This window comes from Prevotella sp. P4-119, from assembly GCF_002251345.1.
In the GTDB taxonomy this organism is placed as follows: Bacteria; Bacteroidota; Bacteroidia; order Bacteroidales; family Bacteroidaceae; genus Prevotella.
The window spans coordinates 43,065-59,988 of record NZ_NPJB01000085.1; the positions used below are offsets into that span (position 1 = coordinate 43,065).

The 16,924-nt window shown below is 41.2% G+C and carries 18 protein-coding genes; 12 read left to right on the plus strand and 6 right to left on the minus strand.

Features of this window, described 5'->3' with window-relative positions; genetic code table 11:
* Positions 1-164 precede the first annotated feature (164 nt).
* The 10 genes from CIK89_RS10640 (at position 165) to CIK89_RS10685 (ending at position 7,320) form a co-directional block, all read left to right on the plus strand.
* On the plus strand, positions 165-1,406 hold the full coding sequence (locus tag CIK89_RS10640; protein ID WP_094391349.1) for a protein phosphatase 2C domain-containing protein: 1,242 nt from the start codon (positions 165-167) through the stop codon (positions 1,404-1,406).
* The gene (locus CIK89_RS10645) at positions 1,403-2,293 is read left to right on the plus strand and encodes a zinc-ribbon domain-containing protein (protein ID WP_094391350.1); all 891 of its coding nucleotides are present in this window, start codon (positions 1,403-1,405) and stop codon (positions 2,291-2,293) included. The genes CIK89_RS10640 and CIK89_RS10645 overlap by 4 nt, the downstream gene beginning before the upstream one ends.
* Positions 2,294-2,463: 170 nt before the next feature.
* Positions 2,464-3,669, plus strand: coding sequence for a hypothetical protein (locus tag CIK89_RS10650; RefSeq protein WP_094391351.1), 1,206 nt, complete (start codon positions 2,464-2,466; stop codon positions 3,667-3,669).
* A gap of 91 nt (positions 3,670-3,760) precedes the next feature.
* Complete coding sequence (locus CIK89_RS10655; protein ID WP_094391352.1) at positions 3,761-4,009, plus strand: hypothetical protein; 249 nt, start codon at positions 3,761-3,763, stop codon at positions 4,007-4,009.
* A 138-nt stretch (positions 4,010-4,147) separates the two neighbouring features.
* Entirely contained in the window at positions 4,148-4,588 is a 441-nt protein-coding gene (locus CIK89_RS10660) for a hypothetical protein (RefSeq protein WP_094391353.1), read from the plus strand.
* Positions 4,589-4,635: 47 nt separating this feature from the next.
* Positions 4,636-5,202, plus strand: coding sequence for a hypothetical protein (locus CIK89_RS10665; protein WP_144007406.1), 567 nt, complete (start codon positions 4,636-4,638; stop codon positions 5,200-5,202).
* Entirely contained in the window at positions 5,195-5,761 is a 567-nt protein-coding gene (locus CIK89_RS10670) for a hypothetical protein (RefSeq protein ID WP_094391355.1), read from the plus strand. The genes CIK89_RS10665 and CIK89_RS10670 overlap by 8 nt, the downstream gene beginning before the upstream one ends.
* On the plus strand, positions 5,758-6,354 hold the full coding sequence (locus CIK89_RS10675; RefSeq protein ID WP_094391356.1) for a matrixin family metalloprotease: 597 nt from the start codon (positions 5,758-5,760) through the stop codon (positions 6,352-6,354). Before CIK89_RS10670 ends, CIK89_RS10675 begins: the two co-directional genes overlap by 4 nt.
* A 130-nt stretch (positions 6,355-6,484) precedes the next feature.
* Positions 6,485-6,961 carry a hypothetical protein gene (locus CIK89_RS10680; protein ID WP_158215013.1) on the plus strand — a complete coding sequence of 159 codons (477 nt, stop codon included), beginning with the start codon at positions 6,485-6,487 and terminating at the stop codon, positions 6,959-6,961.
* Positions 6,958-7,320 (plus strand): hypothetical protein, encoded by a 363-nt coding sequence (locus CIK89_RS10685; protein WP_094391358.1) that lies wholly within the window; start codon positions 6,958-6,960, stop codon positions 7,318-7,320. The genes CIK89_RS10680 and CIK89_RS10685 overlap by 4 nt, the downstream gene beginning before the upstream one ends.
* 724 nt (positions 7,321-8,044) lie before the next feature.
* On the opposite strand, the gene CIK89_RS10690 is transcribed toward CIK89_RS10685, so the two are convergent.
* The 6 genes from CIK89_RS10690 to CIK89_RS10710 form a co-directional block, all read right to left on the minus strand.
* Positions 8,045-10,438 carry an alpha-L-arabinofuranosidase C-terminal domain-containing protein gene (locus CIK89_RS10690; protein ID WP_094391359.1) on the minus strand — a complete coding sequence of 798 codons (2,394 nt, stop codon included), beginning with the start codon at positions 10,436-10,438 and terminating at the stop codon, positions 8,045-8,047.
* A gap of 456 nt (positions 10,439-10,894) precedes the next feature.
* Complete coding sequence (locus CIK89_RS10695; protein ID WP_094391360.1) at positions 10,895-11,203, minus strand: helix-turn-helix domain-containing protein; 309 nt, start codon at positions 11,201-11,203, stop codon at positions 10,895-10,897.
* Between the two features lie 299 nt (positions 11,204-11,502).
* Positions 11,503-11,856 (minus strand): YraN family protein, encoded by a 354-nt coding sequence (locus CIK89_RS10700; RefSeq protein ID WP_094391361.1) that lies wholly within the window; start codon positions 11,854-11,856, stop codon positions 11,503-11,505.
* 14 nt (positions 11,857-11,870) lie between these two features.
* On the minus strand, positions 11,871-12,875 hold the full coding sequence (gene mutY, locus CIK89_RS10705) for an A/G-specific adenine glycosylase (protein ID WP_094391362.1): 1,005 nt from the start codon (positions 12,873-12,875) through the stop codon (positions 11,871-11,873).
* 84 nt (positions 12,876-12,959) lie between these two features.
* Entirely contained in the window at positions 12,960-13,097 is a 138-nt protein-coding gene (locus tag CIK89_RS13610) for a hypothetical protein (RefSeq protein WP_158215014.1), read from the minus strand.
* A 423-nt stretch (positions 13,098-13,520) separates the two neighbouring features.
* Positions 13,521-14,222, minus strand: coding sequence for an outer membrane beta-barrel protein (locus CIK89_RS10710; RefSeq protein WP_094391363.1), 702 nt, complete (start codon positions 14,220-14,222; stop codon positions 13,521-13,523).
* Between the two features lie 423 nt (positions 14,223-14,645).
* Between CIK89_RS10710 and CIK89_RS10715 the strand changes: the two genes are divergently transcribed.
* Both CIK89_RS10715 and CIK89_RS10720 read left to right on the plus strand, forming a co-directional pair.
* Positions 14,646-15,536 carry a hypothetical protein gene (locus CIK89_RS10715; RefSeq protein ID WP_094391364.1) on the plus strand — a complete coding sequence of 297 codons (891 nt, stop codon included), beginning with the start codon at positions 14,646-14,648 and terminating at the stop codon, positions 15,534-15,536.
* Between the two features lie 93 nt (positions 15,537-15,629).
* Positions 15,630-16,922 (plus strand): DUF6175 family protein, encoded by a 1,293-nt coding sequence (locus tag CIK89_RS10720; RefSeq protein WP_094391365.1) that lies wholly within the window; start codon positions 15,630-15,632, stop codon positions 16,920-16,922.
* The last annotated feature ends 2 nt before the right edge of the window (positions 16,923-16,924 follow it).

Below are 16,924 nucleotides of genomic sequence, written 5' to 3' on the forward strand. Positions count from 1 at the left end.
TTGTGGAAAATTAATGGACGATAACCATATAAAACGTGAGCCAGAGAAAGATGTGAGTGGATGGTGGTATCTGTTAGCTTTCATACTATTTCTTCTTTGGATAGGTATAAAAACTAGAATTATTTCATTATAATCAATAGCAGTTACTAAAATAGGTAGATAATATGATTCGTATTAAAACAATTGGCGGTTTTTCCAAGCAAGGAAAACGTGATAATAATGAAGATTACGTGCTTTTCAAGGAAAAGTACAATCCTGATAGTAGGTTTATCATCTTATGCGATGGCATGGGCGGGCATGGACATGGGGAAGTAGCAAGCCAAACTGTTGCTGATACCGTATTCGAATATTTAAAAAGTTTGAGGAAAGAAGAATATGATTCTCAGGATCTTCAGGATGCTGTAAATGTTGCGCAATCAACCCTAACTGCAGTCAACACATTTGATGATAAGAAATCAATGGGGACAACACTAATTGTTGCTGTTATTAATAAGATGAACATTCTCGTAGGGCATATTGGGGATAGCCGTTGCTATTTGTTTGACGAGAACGGTCTAAAGAAATTTAGGACAAAAGATCATTCAAAAGTAGCGGAGGCGATAGATGCCGAAATTTTGACAGAAGAGGAAGCTTTCGATAATTCTCATAAGAATTTGTTGACTCGTTGTGTTATGGCAGGCAAGACTAATGTCCAGATTGAAGTTGACAACTTGCAGATAGAAAACAATGACCGTATGCTCTTATGTTCTGATGGAATTAATGATGCAATGAGAGACAAAGAGATAGAAGAATCTATGATTAATCGGAACGTTACTAATGCACTGGACATAATTGATAGTATATGTTCTGAAAAATCGGGTGACAATTATTCTGCAATTATTGTTGATTTTCTCCAGGATGAACCCAATACAATAATTAATGAATCCACGGTGCAATTTCCTAGGAAAGAAATAGAAGAAAAAGCATTTATCGAATGTAATCATTGTGGAGAAAGAAACGAGCAGGATGCAAAATACTGCAGAAAATGTGGTACAGAATTAACCCCCATTCCACAGACATTTAATATGCAATCAGAAGAAACGAAAAGAAAAGAGAATCTATTTAAGAAATACATAAGAAAGTCGTTTCCCATACTGTATATTCTCATAGGATGTCTTTTAACTGCGGTCTATTATAAAATATCGAATTATCAAATCGAAAAAGAGCAGACAATAGTTGATGCAAAAGCCCAGGCCAAGGATCTTTACCTACGTCAAGAATTTGAGAATGCATCCATAGTATTTATTTCCGATGTTTGTAAGATTGATACCACTAAAGACTTTGTAGATAGTGTTATACATAAAGAAACGCTAAAAAAAAAGTATATAGAGTTTTGTCATAACTACAAAAAAAGAGAAAAAAAATGAATTGCAAATCATGTGGTACTTCAAATCCTGATGAAGCGAAGTTCTGTAGAAGATGTGGCAAGAAACTTAACGAGGATAGTAATGGTGGTTGTGCCAAGGCTTTCCTTTGGATTTTCCTTTTGGGTTGCATTCTTGGTGGGGTCGCCATTTACATAAATAACCAAAATTCTCAATCAAGTTACACTCCAACCCCATTAGTTTCTGATAAAACACTTATCGATGCTAGTGATGACCAGACAAAAGCATCATATTTGAATATTTCTGATGATGATGTTCGTTTGAGTTCTAAAGGAGAGTCAGAAACCATAACAATTGATACAGATGGTGAATGGAAAATTGGGACTGAGGTTGAAAAATGGGTATCCCTAACAAAAGATGGTAATAGTTTGACTATTAGAGTTGAAAAAAACAAGGGGAAAGAACGAACGGATTATTTCACTGTTGTTGCGGATGATATTGAGAAACGTGTGGATATAACTCAATATGCAAGCACTGATCCTTACGGTGAAATTGTTAAAGTATGGGTTGACCACAGCACCTATGATGATGATGGGACTAAAGGCATGAGAATCCATATAGCGTTTAAAGCACACAACATGTTAAATAAAGAAGGTAGAGTCTCTGCATATTTCTATTACTCAGACGGAACCGCCTTAACAGACACAAATGGAAGTTATAAAACGACAGATGGAGACGTTGCCGTAGGTAAGGATTTTTGTCCATCCTACGAGAATTCCGACTTTAGAGATTTTAAATTGTTTATGCCATACTCTGAACTTCATTTAGATTCTTCTGCGGATATATATATTAATGTCTCGTTATGGTATAATCATGAAAAAATATCAGAAGATAGCGAAAAAGAATATATGAAATATACAACAAACTGATATTTATGGCACATTCTGAGAGCGTTAATTATATTAATAAATCAGTGGTGATAGTTTTCCCCAATTTTGATATCTATAATGATAAAGAATGTCACATATTTGGAATATAATTCCTATACGATTCGACATAATGAAATGAAACATAATAGAAACAATAAAAAATTGACAAAATGGCAGATTTAGAATTTAATGGAGTTGTTGGAGATTTTACAAATCCAATTCAGCAAACTTACAGTGACACTTGTGCTATCAAGTCTCAGCAGTTGATTCTTAACGACTTCGGTATTCCTGTAACCGAAGATCAGTGTGTGCAGTATTCCATTGAGCATGGATGGTATGCTAACGATGGTTCTGGTACTAGAATGGATGACATAGGAAAGCTCCTTAACGACGCCGGGGTTCCCTGTTCCCAAACTGAAGGAGCAAATGTCTATGATTTGGTCAACGAGTTGGCTCAGGGACATAAAATTATTGTAGGTGTGGATAGTGGAGAATTATGGGATAACTCCATATGGGATTGGTTGAAAGATATTTTCTTTGGTGACACACCAGACCACGCCCTTATTGTCGCAGGTATAGACATGACCGATCCAGACAACCCGATGGTAATCATAACGGATCCTGGTAATGGGCATCCTGCACAGCCCTATCCTCTTGACCAGTTTATGGATGCATGGTCTGATTCCAATTGTTTTATGGTATCAACGGACATAGCTACTCCTGATGCGACTCAAAGTATGGTTTCTAATGGACTGGTCGATGGTCATCTTAATGAGGTAGCAAATGTGGATTATAACACATTCACACAATTTCAAGATTACAGCCATCAGATTGATTTTGCAACCCAAGGGCCACAGCTTTATAACATGTTCCAACAGTTCCCCGCTATGGACATGCCTTTCAATGATGCATTGTTCCAATTCAATTTGCCACCATTTGATCCGACATTATCTTTGTCTATGCCAACAACAAATTACATTGATCCATTCTCCTTTGATTATTCTGGTATTCAATCTTTGGATTGGATGGGGCCAATGGGAGGTGTTCAACCTGTGACTGACATGTTTGGTAATACCCATTTGGCTAATCCAATGGATGTTGATATTATGAGTGGCCTTCCTGCTGATGCTTTTTCTCACTCAATGGCAGATGCTATGCATGAACAAAATCAAGCAAAACTGGATCAAAGCCACACCTTGGAGCAAGAGCGCGATTTGGCCGTTGACAATTATCACAAAGCAATGGATAGCGGAAACTATGAGGAAGCACTTAAATGGGAAAACATTGCAAACTCTCATCAGCAAGAGTTGTACGACTTGTGGGATACGCCTAACTACAGCGGCACTCCAGCTGTAGCACCAGGAATAGATGATTAATATGTAATAATCCTTTCTGCGTGCTAATCACGCAGAAAGGATTTTAGTTTATAGTGGTTTGGTAGACAAATATTGTTTAATTTACATAGCGATGGATGATTTCTTATTTATAGAAGATTTATATCTTGAACAATTTCTCTTAGAGAGGGGATGTTTAGATGTTCCTCCAGATATTAAAAGTACATTATCTAAATATTGTCTTGATCTAGACCATGCAGAGTCAGCTTATCAATCATCAAAAGATAAGAATGATATAGAAGGTGTTGAATTTTGGCAAGCTGAAATAAACAGAATATCTGAGGTTATAAACAATCTCCTGCCAAATCCTTGCATGGCCTGAGTTCTTTGTTTTTTGCATTTGGTAGTGATAGTTTTTCCAAATAATGACATCTATTTTAATAAAGGATGCCACATATTTGGAACGCTCCTCCTATATGATTATGGTGAATAAAGGGGCAAATAAAGAATTGATTTGATTATGGAAGATATGATGTATTTTAGCTCACAGTCGGATTTCATGGGAAATCAGACGTTTACTTATGCCCCTAATGCTGGTATGGGTTACTATTCTCCATTGTTTCCAGGCATGGATATGATTTCTGTTACTGATATGTTTGGTTTTACTCGATTCTGTGATCCTATGAGTGTTGATATAATGAGTGGTCTTCCTGCTAATGCATTTTCGCATTCTATGGCAGATGCCATACACGAACAGAACCATACAAAACTGGAAGAAAGTTCTAATTTGCATAAGGAAATGGATATAGCAGTTGACAAATATCATGATGCTATCCGCTATGGAGATTATGACGAGGCACTTAAGTGGGAGAGAATCGCCAATGACCGACAGTCTTCGTTGTATAATTTGTGGGATACACCTAGATATTCCTCTGGCCCTGTTAGAGCTTCTAGCTTATAATATATATTATTAATTGTTCACCTCTGAAGTATTAAAAACTATGAGTTATGAGTATCATTGAAACTTTGAATAAGATCATGAGACGGGAGTGTGAAGCAGAGAAACTATACACAGTTCTGAACACTGAAATATATAAGAATCGTCCTTTTGAAACAGAAGATCTTGGTGATGATATGTGTGTAGTCAATGAAGCAATTTGGGAGTATTGGAAACCTCGTTATCTGATGGATCACCGAGCAAAGTGTGCTTATGAGTTTATGAATAGATCCCAAAACCTGGTAACTGTAAGATTGGATGATATTGACTGGGATTCACTCCTCAATATTGATAAAGATGCAGTCCGAAGGGCAAAGGAACTGGATTTTCATTTTCCCTCGTTCATCTTGAAATACAAAAATGGTGTAGCGGAAGTGCGATGGCAATTGAATCCTGATGGCATGTATTATATGGACGAAGATGGCTATGGCATGACTGATGATCAGGAAGTAAACATCAATGGGTTTATTGACAGAACTGGCAAAGTGCTGGTTAAATTCAAAAACATCAAGAACGATGGTGAACTTATAGAAATGAGGAAAGAGGCAGAATTAAAAGTAACAAAGGCCAATGGATAGGGATAGAATAGAACTGGCAAAAATACCTGATGCAGCTTTTGTGTATGGCGGTATGAGGGGACGGACAATGTCTTCACACCATCAGAGTTATGCTTGGAAAGCACTTGTAGAGGGAGGCATCAAACAGGTGAAAGACCTACGGCAAGATTATAAGGGAGACAAGTATAAAGAGATATGTCTGGCAAATGGGATAGCCTACTTCCACTATCCAGTACATAAGGGGATGGATACTATTGCAAATATGGTGAAGGACTTTCCCAAATTCTGTGAGTTTATTGATCAGGGCGAATTCTTTATCTCATGCGTCCAAGGACTACATAGAACTGATATTGCCTTATGCACTTATTGGGTGTTTTATGGAGCCGATAACGGAAAGGAACCTCCCGTTCTCGTTGGGTATCTAAGAGAGAAAGGTCATGACGCTGGGAAAATCTTTCACGTTCTTAATGCTTTCTACAATCAGTTAGCAGAACAAAATGGCGTGGAGCCTATGCCAATCGAAGTTTTCAAGGAAAGGAAACTTGTAATAAAGCAGATAAGCAAAGGAGGTGAAGCATGAAATCTCGGTTAATTGCTCTAGCTTGGTTTTGGATTTGGGCTGCTTCAATATACGGCCAAACAATAGGGACAGAAACTGTCTATGTGTATAATTATAATGGGTTTTCTGAAAAGATTACTGATAACGCTATAGCAGAATTGAAGAAATATTACCCTCGTGTACAAAAGGCAAGTGCCATTAACCTGCCAGAGTGGGCGCGATATAAACCAAAGGGATGCTATACAGGTTCGTCAATACTCAACCAACTAAGACGGATAAGGAAAACGGATGTCCTTATTGGATTTACCGATAAAGATATTTGCTACAATAATCATGGGAAGGAACATTTTCGTTGTATGGGTATAAGTAGAACAGACAAAGGGCTTTCTGTGGTAACTACCTCACGTTTTAAAACAAAAGCAACCACTCAGCTCTACTTTAATCGTCTTATGCTGCATGAATTGGGACATGCATTCGGTCTTAATCATTGCTCCGATAAAAATTGTATAATGGTTGATGCCAAAGGGAAAAATCAGTTTGGGCACACCCCATCATTCTGTAGCAGATGTAAAGAGTTCTTGGGTAAAAAGAACTGGAAATTTGACAAGATATAATTTGGTATATAGATTACACCATTCCCTAGCAAAAAAAATGATTTGAAAAATCGCCCGCTGTACTGATAGATTTTAGTGTAGCGGTTATCTCTTTATAGGCATAAAGGTTGAATAATTAATCAATATGTTTATGAAGAAGAATCTTATTGCGTTGCTTGTCTTGATGACTACAAATGCTGTTGCCCAAGAAATTGAAGCAGTTGATTCCATTGATTTGGAAACAGGTATTATCTATCCTGCAAATGGAAGTGGGGTGGCTGCTGCAGACACAATCTGTGTGGATTCGATTGCTAATCCTCCAATTCCTCAAATTCCATTAGACGAATGCGACAGCCTGATGGTAAGTTCCCCTGTTCATCGGTATGGTGTTGTGTGGAAAAACGGTATGTGTGGTATCTATGACATTTCTAAGGGGGAGAACGTCACACGTATTGAATATAAAAAACTTTGGTTTTCTTTCCGAAAGGAAATGGAAGGAGAATACTACTCCTATTTCGGATGGGATGAAGAAGAAACAAAAGGGATAATCGGTGTGGCCGAAGCAAACAATCAGTTTATGGCCATCAGTATGCCCAAGAAAGATGAAAGGAAGGAGATTGAAAAATGAATGAATTGAGAAAAGGGTTCTATGTGCTTGACATGGCTGTGTTTGGCTTCTTCTTGTTTGCGCTAAATCACACCATGTATGTTGAGAATTGGATAGTACGTGTAGCATTAGGCTTGGCACTTCTGCTACGTATCATTGTCCCTCTTCTATTGTACAAGAAAGAGCGATTTGCGATTATTCCATTAGTGGCATTTGTCTTGCTCTATGGTGTCGCCATCTATGCAGATGCTTTCTACGATTTCATCACTAACATGACCCGATTCCCAGAATTGCTATTTGGGAGTAACGCTTCTAATGAAACGATGGTTATGGAACGCCCCGTCGAGATGTCACAGGATGTCACAGGGACGGGTCATTGACATCATAATCATTGGTGGTTCTTACAGCTTACAGTATTACAGTTTTTAGAAAGGCACACAGATCATCGGAATTTAGACGGAAATTAGACGGATGTTTATTGTGTTGCCTACGGCAAGAAATCTTTGGAGGAAATCTTTTTTAAGATGTTGCTTCGCAAGAAATCTGTTTAAGTTCCGTTTAAGATCCGATGATTAATAGGCTACACAAAAATAATCTTTAACTAAAATCTTTGACCAAAATGCGCAACAGTACGTTGCTTTACGGGAGGGATTTGCTATGGATCGCATCGGAGATGCTCGAAATCTTAACTATAATCTTTAGAATAATCTTTAACGATAATCCGTGTCGTCCGTGTGTTCCGTGGATGTTTAGTTGCTTCGCAAGAAATCTTTGGGGGAAATCTTTTTTAAGATGTTGCTTCGCAAGAAATAATCTGTAATACAGGGAGGCAGCAAATAAAATCTTTAACTATAATCCTAACTGAAAATGCGCTCGAGTACCTCGCTTTTGGGAGGGATTTATTTTGGATCGCATCGGAGATGCTCGAAATCTAAAACAAAATCTTAAATATAATCTTCAAACAAAATGTTTCAACCGTACAGGTCGAAACATTTCTAGATTTGTAACAAAAGCTTTTATTTTTATTCCGAAACAACCTATATAATAAAAAACTGAACTTTCACCTTTACGAAAGTTCAGTTTTTAGAATACATATTTTATGAATTACTTCTTACTAATACGGAATACCGTAACAGAGTTTGCAGGGAACTTATGTAGTAAATGATTGCCATTGATACGTACCTGCTCCTTGTGTGGAACAACTTTAGTTGGAGCATCTAGGCTGTTTTCATCAAGACTACTTCCTGAAGAAAGGACTGTTGCCTCTGCCAGATCAGCCACCTTTCCGATTCCATTGAGCAGAACCTTTGTGGTAAGATCTTTTTTGCCGGTATTCACAACCTTGACAATAATGTCACCCGACTTTTCGTCTTTTTGTGCACTGGCACAAACTGTCTTTCTGTTTATATCAGTAAGCGAAGCCTGCTGCACCAATTTGCCATCAATATATCCCTTAACCGTGAGAGGGGATACTTCCAGACGGATGTTATACCAACGTCCTGGCTCGATTGAATAGTTGATGCTATGAGAATCCATAATCGTCTGCATCTGACTGATGGAATTGCTATAACCACCAATGTCCCAACGAGTACGATTGTTTTCTCCCTTCTGATGATGGAAGTATATCTGGAAACCATTTTCACCCGACAACTTACGAGCTTTCAAAGTAACAACATACTCTCGCCAATTGTCTTTGCCAACAAAAGCAGTAACTTCTGCTGCCAAAGAGTTTTGACTAAGCACACCATTGCTAACGTTCCATTCTCCATCACCCTGCATCTCCCAATCATCAATGCCAGATGAGAAATTATTTTGATACAGCACTTTGCCCTTTGGCGTAGTAACCTTCAAGTCCTTAAACTCCGCAGTATTATTCCAAGTACCCAGACCAATGCCACCTGAACTAGATGGAATATCCACAAGTGGACTTCCCGTCACAGAAACAGGCAGCGTAACTGTGCCCTGATTCTCAGCAAACATTTGCTGTACATAATAGCTAGGCAGACCATACCAACGATGGTTATCATAATTAATCAAGTTGATTGGCCAACGCTGATGCTCCACATTGCAGAACAAAGGAGCGTATGCAGCCATAGCCACCACATCGGAATTGCGCTCCAATCCCGTCATAAATGCAGCTTCACCAATGGCACCTCTGAGGTTACCCTTTCCACATTGACTAGTTACGGCATACTCACCAATAAACACTTTTTCTCCTCCACGCTTGCGATTGTCATATTTATTGGCATTGAGTATGAACCAATCTGGCGTATTATAATAATGCTCGTCAATCATCGCATGAGAAGGAGTTGAAGGATGTGAGCCACTCCAGTCGTTAGAGATGATTTGCATTTCTGGAAAACGAGTCTTGATGGCATTGGCTATCAACTCGAAATTCTTGAAATAGACACTACCAAAGTTCTCATTTCCCACTTCTATATATTTTAGGTTGAAAGGTGCAGGATGACCATTGCGAGCTCTGGCTGCTCCCCATACGCTCGTTACTGGACCGTTGGCATACTCAATGGCATCAAGCGCATCTTGAATCCACTGGTCTATCTCATCGGACGGTATTGTCTCCTTGTGTGAGACTCCAGCATTAATACAGAACAACGGTTCTGCGCCAAGGTCTTCAGCCAACTGCAAGTATTCATGATATCCTATGCCATGAGTTGCTGTATATCCCCATATATTCCATAAAGGTATGCGACTGTCGATATTACCGATGGTATTCTTCCATTGATAACGCTGAGAAATTACCTCTCCTTCTACCCAGCAACCACCAGGAAAACGCAAGAAGGTAGGATGAAGATTGTCCAAGGCTTCACCCAGGTCTTTCCTCACACCGCTCTTTCCCCATCGTTTCTGAGGAATAAGGCTAATCATATCCATACACACCTCGCCTTTCCCGTTGCCTTCAATGACAAGTTGTGCATTGGTACTTGCTTCCGTAGGAATCAATGTGGCTTTAGTATATTTCCAATGACCTGTTACATCAGAGATGTCAGTTTCTGCCAACACGTTGTCACCAACAACTATCTTGGCTTTCATATTTCCTTGATAAGAGTTAGGAGTGCGCAAAGCAATAGAGAAGTCATATTTCTCTCCTTTCTCCACATTCATGCCCCAGTAGCCATCATTAGAAAGCGTAAAATCACCTTGCACATCAACATTCAAAAACTGTCGGTTTCTGGCGTTGAGAGGAACTGCTGGATTTTTCGCATTAGAAAGGTCTGCCTTTCTCACTTTGGCTTCGCCTTGCAAAGAGCGGAATTGCCAAAAACATAACGAATCCGCATCCTCAAAAGAGCGATTGCGCACCAACTCAGGGTAGAGACCTCCATCCACAGAAAGATTGATATCCTCTAAGAAAATACCAAAAAGTGTAGGAGAAACTGCATGTAACGGCTTGTTTACATCGATTGTTATCGTTGTTTTTTGAGCAGCAGCCGTCATTGCCATCAAGACAAAACTGGAAAAAAGTGCCTTTTTTATCATTTTAAGAATATTTATAGTTAAAACTTGTTCTGTGCAAAGGTACTCATATTACTTTGATTACCAAACAAATTTTAATTTTTTGATGTGTTTTGTTTTAAATTTTTAATATAATCCATTTGTAATTTTTGAGGCATTCTATCATATGTTTTTGCGGCAATCCATCGGGTGCTTAAAAATAGATGCCATGGGGCAGGTCATTGACATCATGACTTTCAATTCTTACAGCTTATAGTATTACTGATTTTGGAAAGGGAAAATAGGTTTCGCGAGGACTGTTCCTGTTTCTTGGACAACGCCAATTCACACCAGGCGTTATAGTTTACTGTTTCTGAAAACGGATGTTTTTGGGGTTGCGCGAGCGCAAGATGTTTTGGAGTAGCGAAGACAGAGTAGCCCCGCTTGTCATCCCAAGACAACAAGCCCACATTCTTATTCCATAAATTCACTTGTACTACATTATCTTTCATGTCTTACCCTTTCATTCATTTTCTTCACTTGATTAGGCAGCATTGGCAGTGGCGGCAACAATTTCTCTGCTTCCTGCAGGAATCCGATGCTCCTCAACAGAGAAAGAATAGTGCCAAAGCCTATGTTCTTAGCTTCGCCTTTTTCAAACTGGCTGATGGTGAAAATGCTCACACCTGCCTTTATAGCCACCTCTTTCTGAGTGAGATTGCTGAATAGACGATATTGCTTGAATCGTCCTCCCAATTCTGAGATAATCTCTGAATTTGACTTTGCTTCTATTCCATATTCTGTTATCATGGTGCAAATATAGTTATTTCTTTATTTATCTCCAAATATCGACTTAAATATTTAAATATCTTTAGTTAACTAATCATCGGATCATCGGAATTTATACGGAAATATAATCTTTAACAATAATCCGTGTCGTCCGTGTGTTCCGTGGATGTTTAGTTGCTTCGCAAGAAATCTTTGGAGGAAATCTTTTTTAAGATGTTGCTTCGCAAGAAATAATCATCGGAATTTAAACGGAAATTAGACGGAAATAAAATCCGTAAAAATCTGTACAATCCGTGTGCGGTGTTGAATGATGGGGAGGATCAGAAGGCATCGATGATGTGGTTGATGGTATGGGTGGTATCGGGGGTGCCTACGATGGAGATGATGTCGAAACGTAGGTCGCCATCGTAATATTTCATCTTGACGTAACGGTTGGCTGCCTGCTGGAGATTGGTGATCTTCTGATAATCTACTGCCATTTCGGGGTCGGTGAACAGCCGGTTGCGACGGGTCTTGACTTCTACTATCACCATGGTGTCGCCATCCATGGCGATGATGTCGAGGTCGCGATGGCCACTCTTCCAATCGCGTTCGAGAATCTGATATCCTTTCTTTTCCAGATATTCTGCAGCAAGGGTTTCTCCCCATGTTCCGAGTTCGTTATGTTCTGCCATAGACTTATATATGATCAATCGTTGTTGGTATGTATCTTTTGTAGCATTATCTCTACCAATCGTGACACGGCATAGTGGTCGATGGCTGACTCGTCTATCCAGATGTAGTCGTCGGACAGGGGTGGTCGGGTGGCTGTTTCCCACAGCCAACAGTCTGCCAGGATGACACGATGGGTCAGTACGTGGCGCAGTTTACTGCACACGAGGGTCAGGTGGCCGCCTTCGGCGGGTAACGCATCGGGGGAGATCATTGGCGGTTCCCAGAGTCCTTGCCAGATGTCGCCTTCGGGACGTCGGCGAATGGCGATCTGTCCGTTACACCTTATATAGATATAGGTGATGAGGCGTTCACTCACCTTGACGGTTTTGAGTTTTACGGGTAAGGTATCGACACGTCCTTCACGACATGCCACACACGTTTCCTGGAGCGGACACCGCTGACACTGTTGTCCTTTGGGGGTGCATTGTAATGCACCGAAATCCATCATCGCCTGATTATAATCCGCAGCTTGATGTTCGGGCAACAGCTGTTGTGCCAAGGCAGCAAACTCGTGTTTGCCTGCTGTGGAATTGATGGGGGTGGTGATGCCGTAGTATCTTGAAAGGACGCGATAGACATTGCCATCGACCACGGCAACGGGGAGGTCGAAGGCTATACTTCCTATTGCTGCTGCGGTATAGTCGCCTACTCCTTTCAGGCTGCGCAGCGCTTTCATGTCTTTGGGGAATCCTCCCATTGCCACCACCTGACGGGCTGCCTGCAGCAGATGTCTGGCACGACTGTAATAGCCCAGTCCCTGCCATAAGCGCAGTACTTCGTCTTCAGAGGCTTGTGCGAGGTGATCAACGGTAGGCCAGCGTTCGATGAAGCGTTGCCAGTAGGGTTGTCCTTGTTCAATGCGTGTCTGTTGCAGTATGATTTCCGAGAGCCAGATGGCATATGGGTCTCGTGTCTGTCGCCAAGGCAACATCCGTCCATTTTTCTGGTACCATTGCAGTATGGTGGTTGTGAAACTCATAGTGGTGACAAAGTTACTGAATCGGTTGCGAAAAACAAAATATCGGGGGATATTTTTTTGATCCACGGAGTACACGGATGTTTTTTAGTTGCCTACGGCAAGATGTTTTGGAGTAGCGAAGACATAGTGAGAGTTCCATTTCATGGCACCTTTTCTCGCCATGGCAGAATTAAAGCGAGCTTTATTCTGCTCATCTGGCTTAACGAAAACGTTCGCTTTCACTATGCTGAGTCACGACAAAACAAACCATAGGTAAATCTTTGAAGGAAATCATCGGATCTTAGACGGAATTTATACGGATGTTTTTTGGGGGGTTGCGCGAGCGCAAGAAATCTTTGGAGGAAATCTTTAATGAAATATGGCCTTTGGCCAGAAATAATAATCTTTAAATAAAAATCCTTGACCAAAATGCGCTCAAGTTCCTCGCTTCTGGGAAGGGTTTTTATGGGGATCGCCTTACAGGCTCGAATTTTGGAGCAGCGAGAGCAGAGAATAAATCCAAAAATTTATTCTTTGCCGAGTCGCGAGAAAAATAACCTATGGTAAATCTTAAATAGAATCTTAAAAATAATCTTTAACTATAATCCGTGTCGTCCGTGTGCGGCATTAAAAATCCGTGTGGGACATTAGATATTGTGGTTCTGCTTATAGCGTGAACTTATATCCTGCTGTGATATAGATGGCATGGTTGCGTGCGGTGCGAGAGTTGTTGAAGTCCCAGCCACCGGGGTTGTCTGTCTCCAGATTGATAGCTTGTCGCAGTTCGAAGCAATAGGAGGCATCGAGGGTGATGTGTCGCCATTCGTAGCTCACTCCAAGGGGAATGCCAATAACGACATTGCGGAATTTGCTGCTCACATTCTCCGATTTCTTCTCTTTGTACGATTCCCATAGGTACATTGATGATACGTCGTTGCCGAGGTTCATCGTGCGTATGCTGTGTATAGTCATCTTATCCTTTGCCGAGAGGAGTATGCCAGCCTGCACACCAATATGTGCAGCCAAACCTTTCACACCAGAGAAATATGTCTTGATTTGCAGCGGCACGGAGAAATTGTATTGTGGGAAAAGGAGATCGGTCAAGTTTCCTGCAATAGTGATATTGTCACCCTTCAACATGAAGCATTGGTCGTAGAGTTGGCTTCCAAATCTATCCCATTTGTTTATTTTGTGATTTTCTGAAAAAGCTAATGTGTGGTAAAACTGCTTGTTCCATTCATCGCCATTGAGAATATCAATATCGGTAACATTCTCGCCATTGATCATGTGCGTATAGTGGATGGTTTCCCACTTGCCAAGCAGTTCTGCAGGCACAGGGGCCTTCATGATCTCGTAGGCTCGCATCATCACATCAGGAAAAAGAAGAAAGGGAAAAATATCAAAGTGGGCGAAAAAAAATGGGAATGCATGTTACTACAAAAAAAGAATGGATACCTTAATCTATGTTACACGCGCATGATAACAGATGAACAATCAGTAGTTTACATCAAATATAACACTTATCCACAGGATTTCTACACTACATCTTTTTATATAGGGGTCATCGTCATGCGATGGAAAATGAGACCGTTTCAGACAGGATTGCAACCGCATGAGAAACGCCACAAAACAATTATCATACGGTAAAAAACATATTCATTGCGTATAAAAATCATGTTGAGGAGTAATTTTTAAAGACTTAAATTTTATTAATCAATAAAAAAAACGTATATTTGCACCACCAATAACGATTTTCTAAGAATCAATAACAATTTTAAAGGATTTATAAATATGGAAAAGTACACCTTGCGCAACTCTTTCGTTTTCACAGTAATTCTTCTCTTAGGATTCTGCGCCAACGTATGCGCACAGAACGAACAGTCGGAAGTAAAGAAGACTGTTTACATCGAGTATTTCAACCGTCCACAGAACCTCAGTTTTTCACAAGCTGAAGCTTTGCGCAACAAAGTGATTGAACACATTCAGTATCGCAAGCGCATTATTCTGATTGACGTGGATTCTGACAAATCGCTCAAACTGGAGCAATCACGACGCGAGAGTCCTGAAGCCTCTGCAGAAGGCGATATGGATCGTATGAAGACCATGGTGACCATTGGTGCCAACCTCATTCTTCAAGGTAGAATCAACTCGATTGCCACTAAATCTGAAACTGATAAAGAAGGTAAGCGCACTTATACTGCCACCTGTAGCTACACCCTTAAATTTGTGAATCCACAAAACGGTACCATCGTTGCCAGTGAGACCAACGAAAATTCCGGCCACGATGCATCGGAGGAAAAAGCCATTCAGAGTGCAGTGACAAGCGTTGGTACCTCGAATGCTATCGACAGATTGCTCGAAAACATAGCTCCCCTATACGGTCACATCCTCGAAATCAGCAAATTGAAGAAGGATGAAGCCAAAGAGGTTTATATCGATTTGGGCACATTACACGGTATCGACACCGAAACTTGGTTTAGCATCAAGGTAAGTCGCCAGATTGCCGGACGTACAGCCAACAAGGAAATCGGTCTTTTGAAAGTCAGCACGGTAGAGGGTGAAGACATCTCGCTCTGCAAGGTAAAGAAGGGTGGTAAAGAGCTCAAAGCGGCTATGGATCAGGGGGTCACCATTACCCTTCAGTCAAAATTCGTCAGCACCCTCTTCGGTATCCGTATCTAAGACCAACGAGGAAAATTGATTTATGCAGCCATCACCCCTCGTCGGCCTGCTGACCGATGAGGGTTTTAAGCCAATAAACCACGAAGTATAGATATGAAAAAGATTATCTGTTTCCTGTTGGGACTGATGCTCTGCCCCAACCTTTTCGCACAAGTATATTCCAACGATGCCGAACTGGTGTCGGAGGAAAACGGTAATGTAACATTACGATCATCGGGCACTGCCGACAAGAAAAAGGAAGCTACCGCCCTCGCCATCAAGTCAGCATTCAACACGCTGTTTCACTCTGGTGTGGCAGGACTGAAAGGTGGTACTCCCATGATAGCCGTACCCCGCAAGGACTACGACTACCGTTTCTTCTCTGAGTCACGATACATCAACTATCTCACCGACGAACCCAAGGAGGTTGATGATATGAAGGTGACGAAGAAAAAGAAAGTGGTTGTGACGGTGACCATCAATACGAAGTCGCTGATTGCTGACCTACAGCACAACAGCATTGCTGTTTCGCCCACATGGGTGGATGGTAAGAAGCAGGTGAAAGCTACCGCCGCCCTCAATCCCACCATCGTCATTGTGCCAGAAGTGAACAGCAGCAATGGTACCGACTTTGAGGCGATGCGCAAAGCAGCAGAGAATAATGAGGCGTTGAAATATGCCCTCACCCGTGTCACTGCTGAATTTGCCAAGCACGGTTACAAGACCCGCAATTTCATCACTCAGTTGCAGAACTCCAAGAGAGATGAGATGATGCGCATGGGCAGCAAGTCGGACTTGAAGACCAAGATTGTGCAACAGTTGCCAGGCGACATCGTTGTCAAGGTTGATGCCAAAGTACTGGCAGACAACCAGAACCACATCGAGTGTAACCTCAACCTGAGTGCTGTGGAGAATCAGACCAACGGCAACCTCGCTGCAGCCACCTTCCCCAGTGGCAAATACTACAAGGGAAGTACAGGCAATACCGAACTCGTGGAGTATTCTATGAAAAAGATTACTGCCGACTTCTTCGAGCAGATCAAGAGCTCGTTTGAGAAGATGGTAGCCGACGGACGTGAAATCTATATTGACCTGACCCTCTCACAGAGCATCAGCGACTGGGACTTCGACCAAGACAGTCCTGAATCGGGTAACAACTTCAAAGACGCCCTCGACGACTGGTTGCGCGAACATGCCCAGCAGAGTGTCTATGACATGAGCAACAGTACCGATAAGTTTGTACACATCGCCCTCAACATCCCCTTGTGGAATGCAGAGCGCGGACGTTCATACACCATCTCTAATTTCAGCAGCGACCTCCGCAAATTCTTCCGCACACAGTTTGGTGACAACTACAAAGCCACCATTACCGCACAGGGACAGAAGTTGGAGATTGTCATTGAATAAAT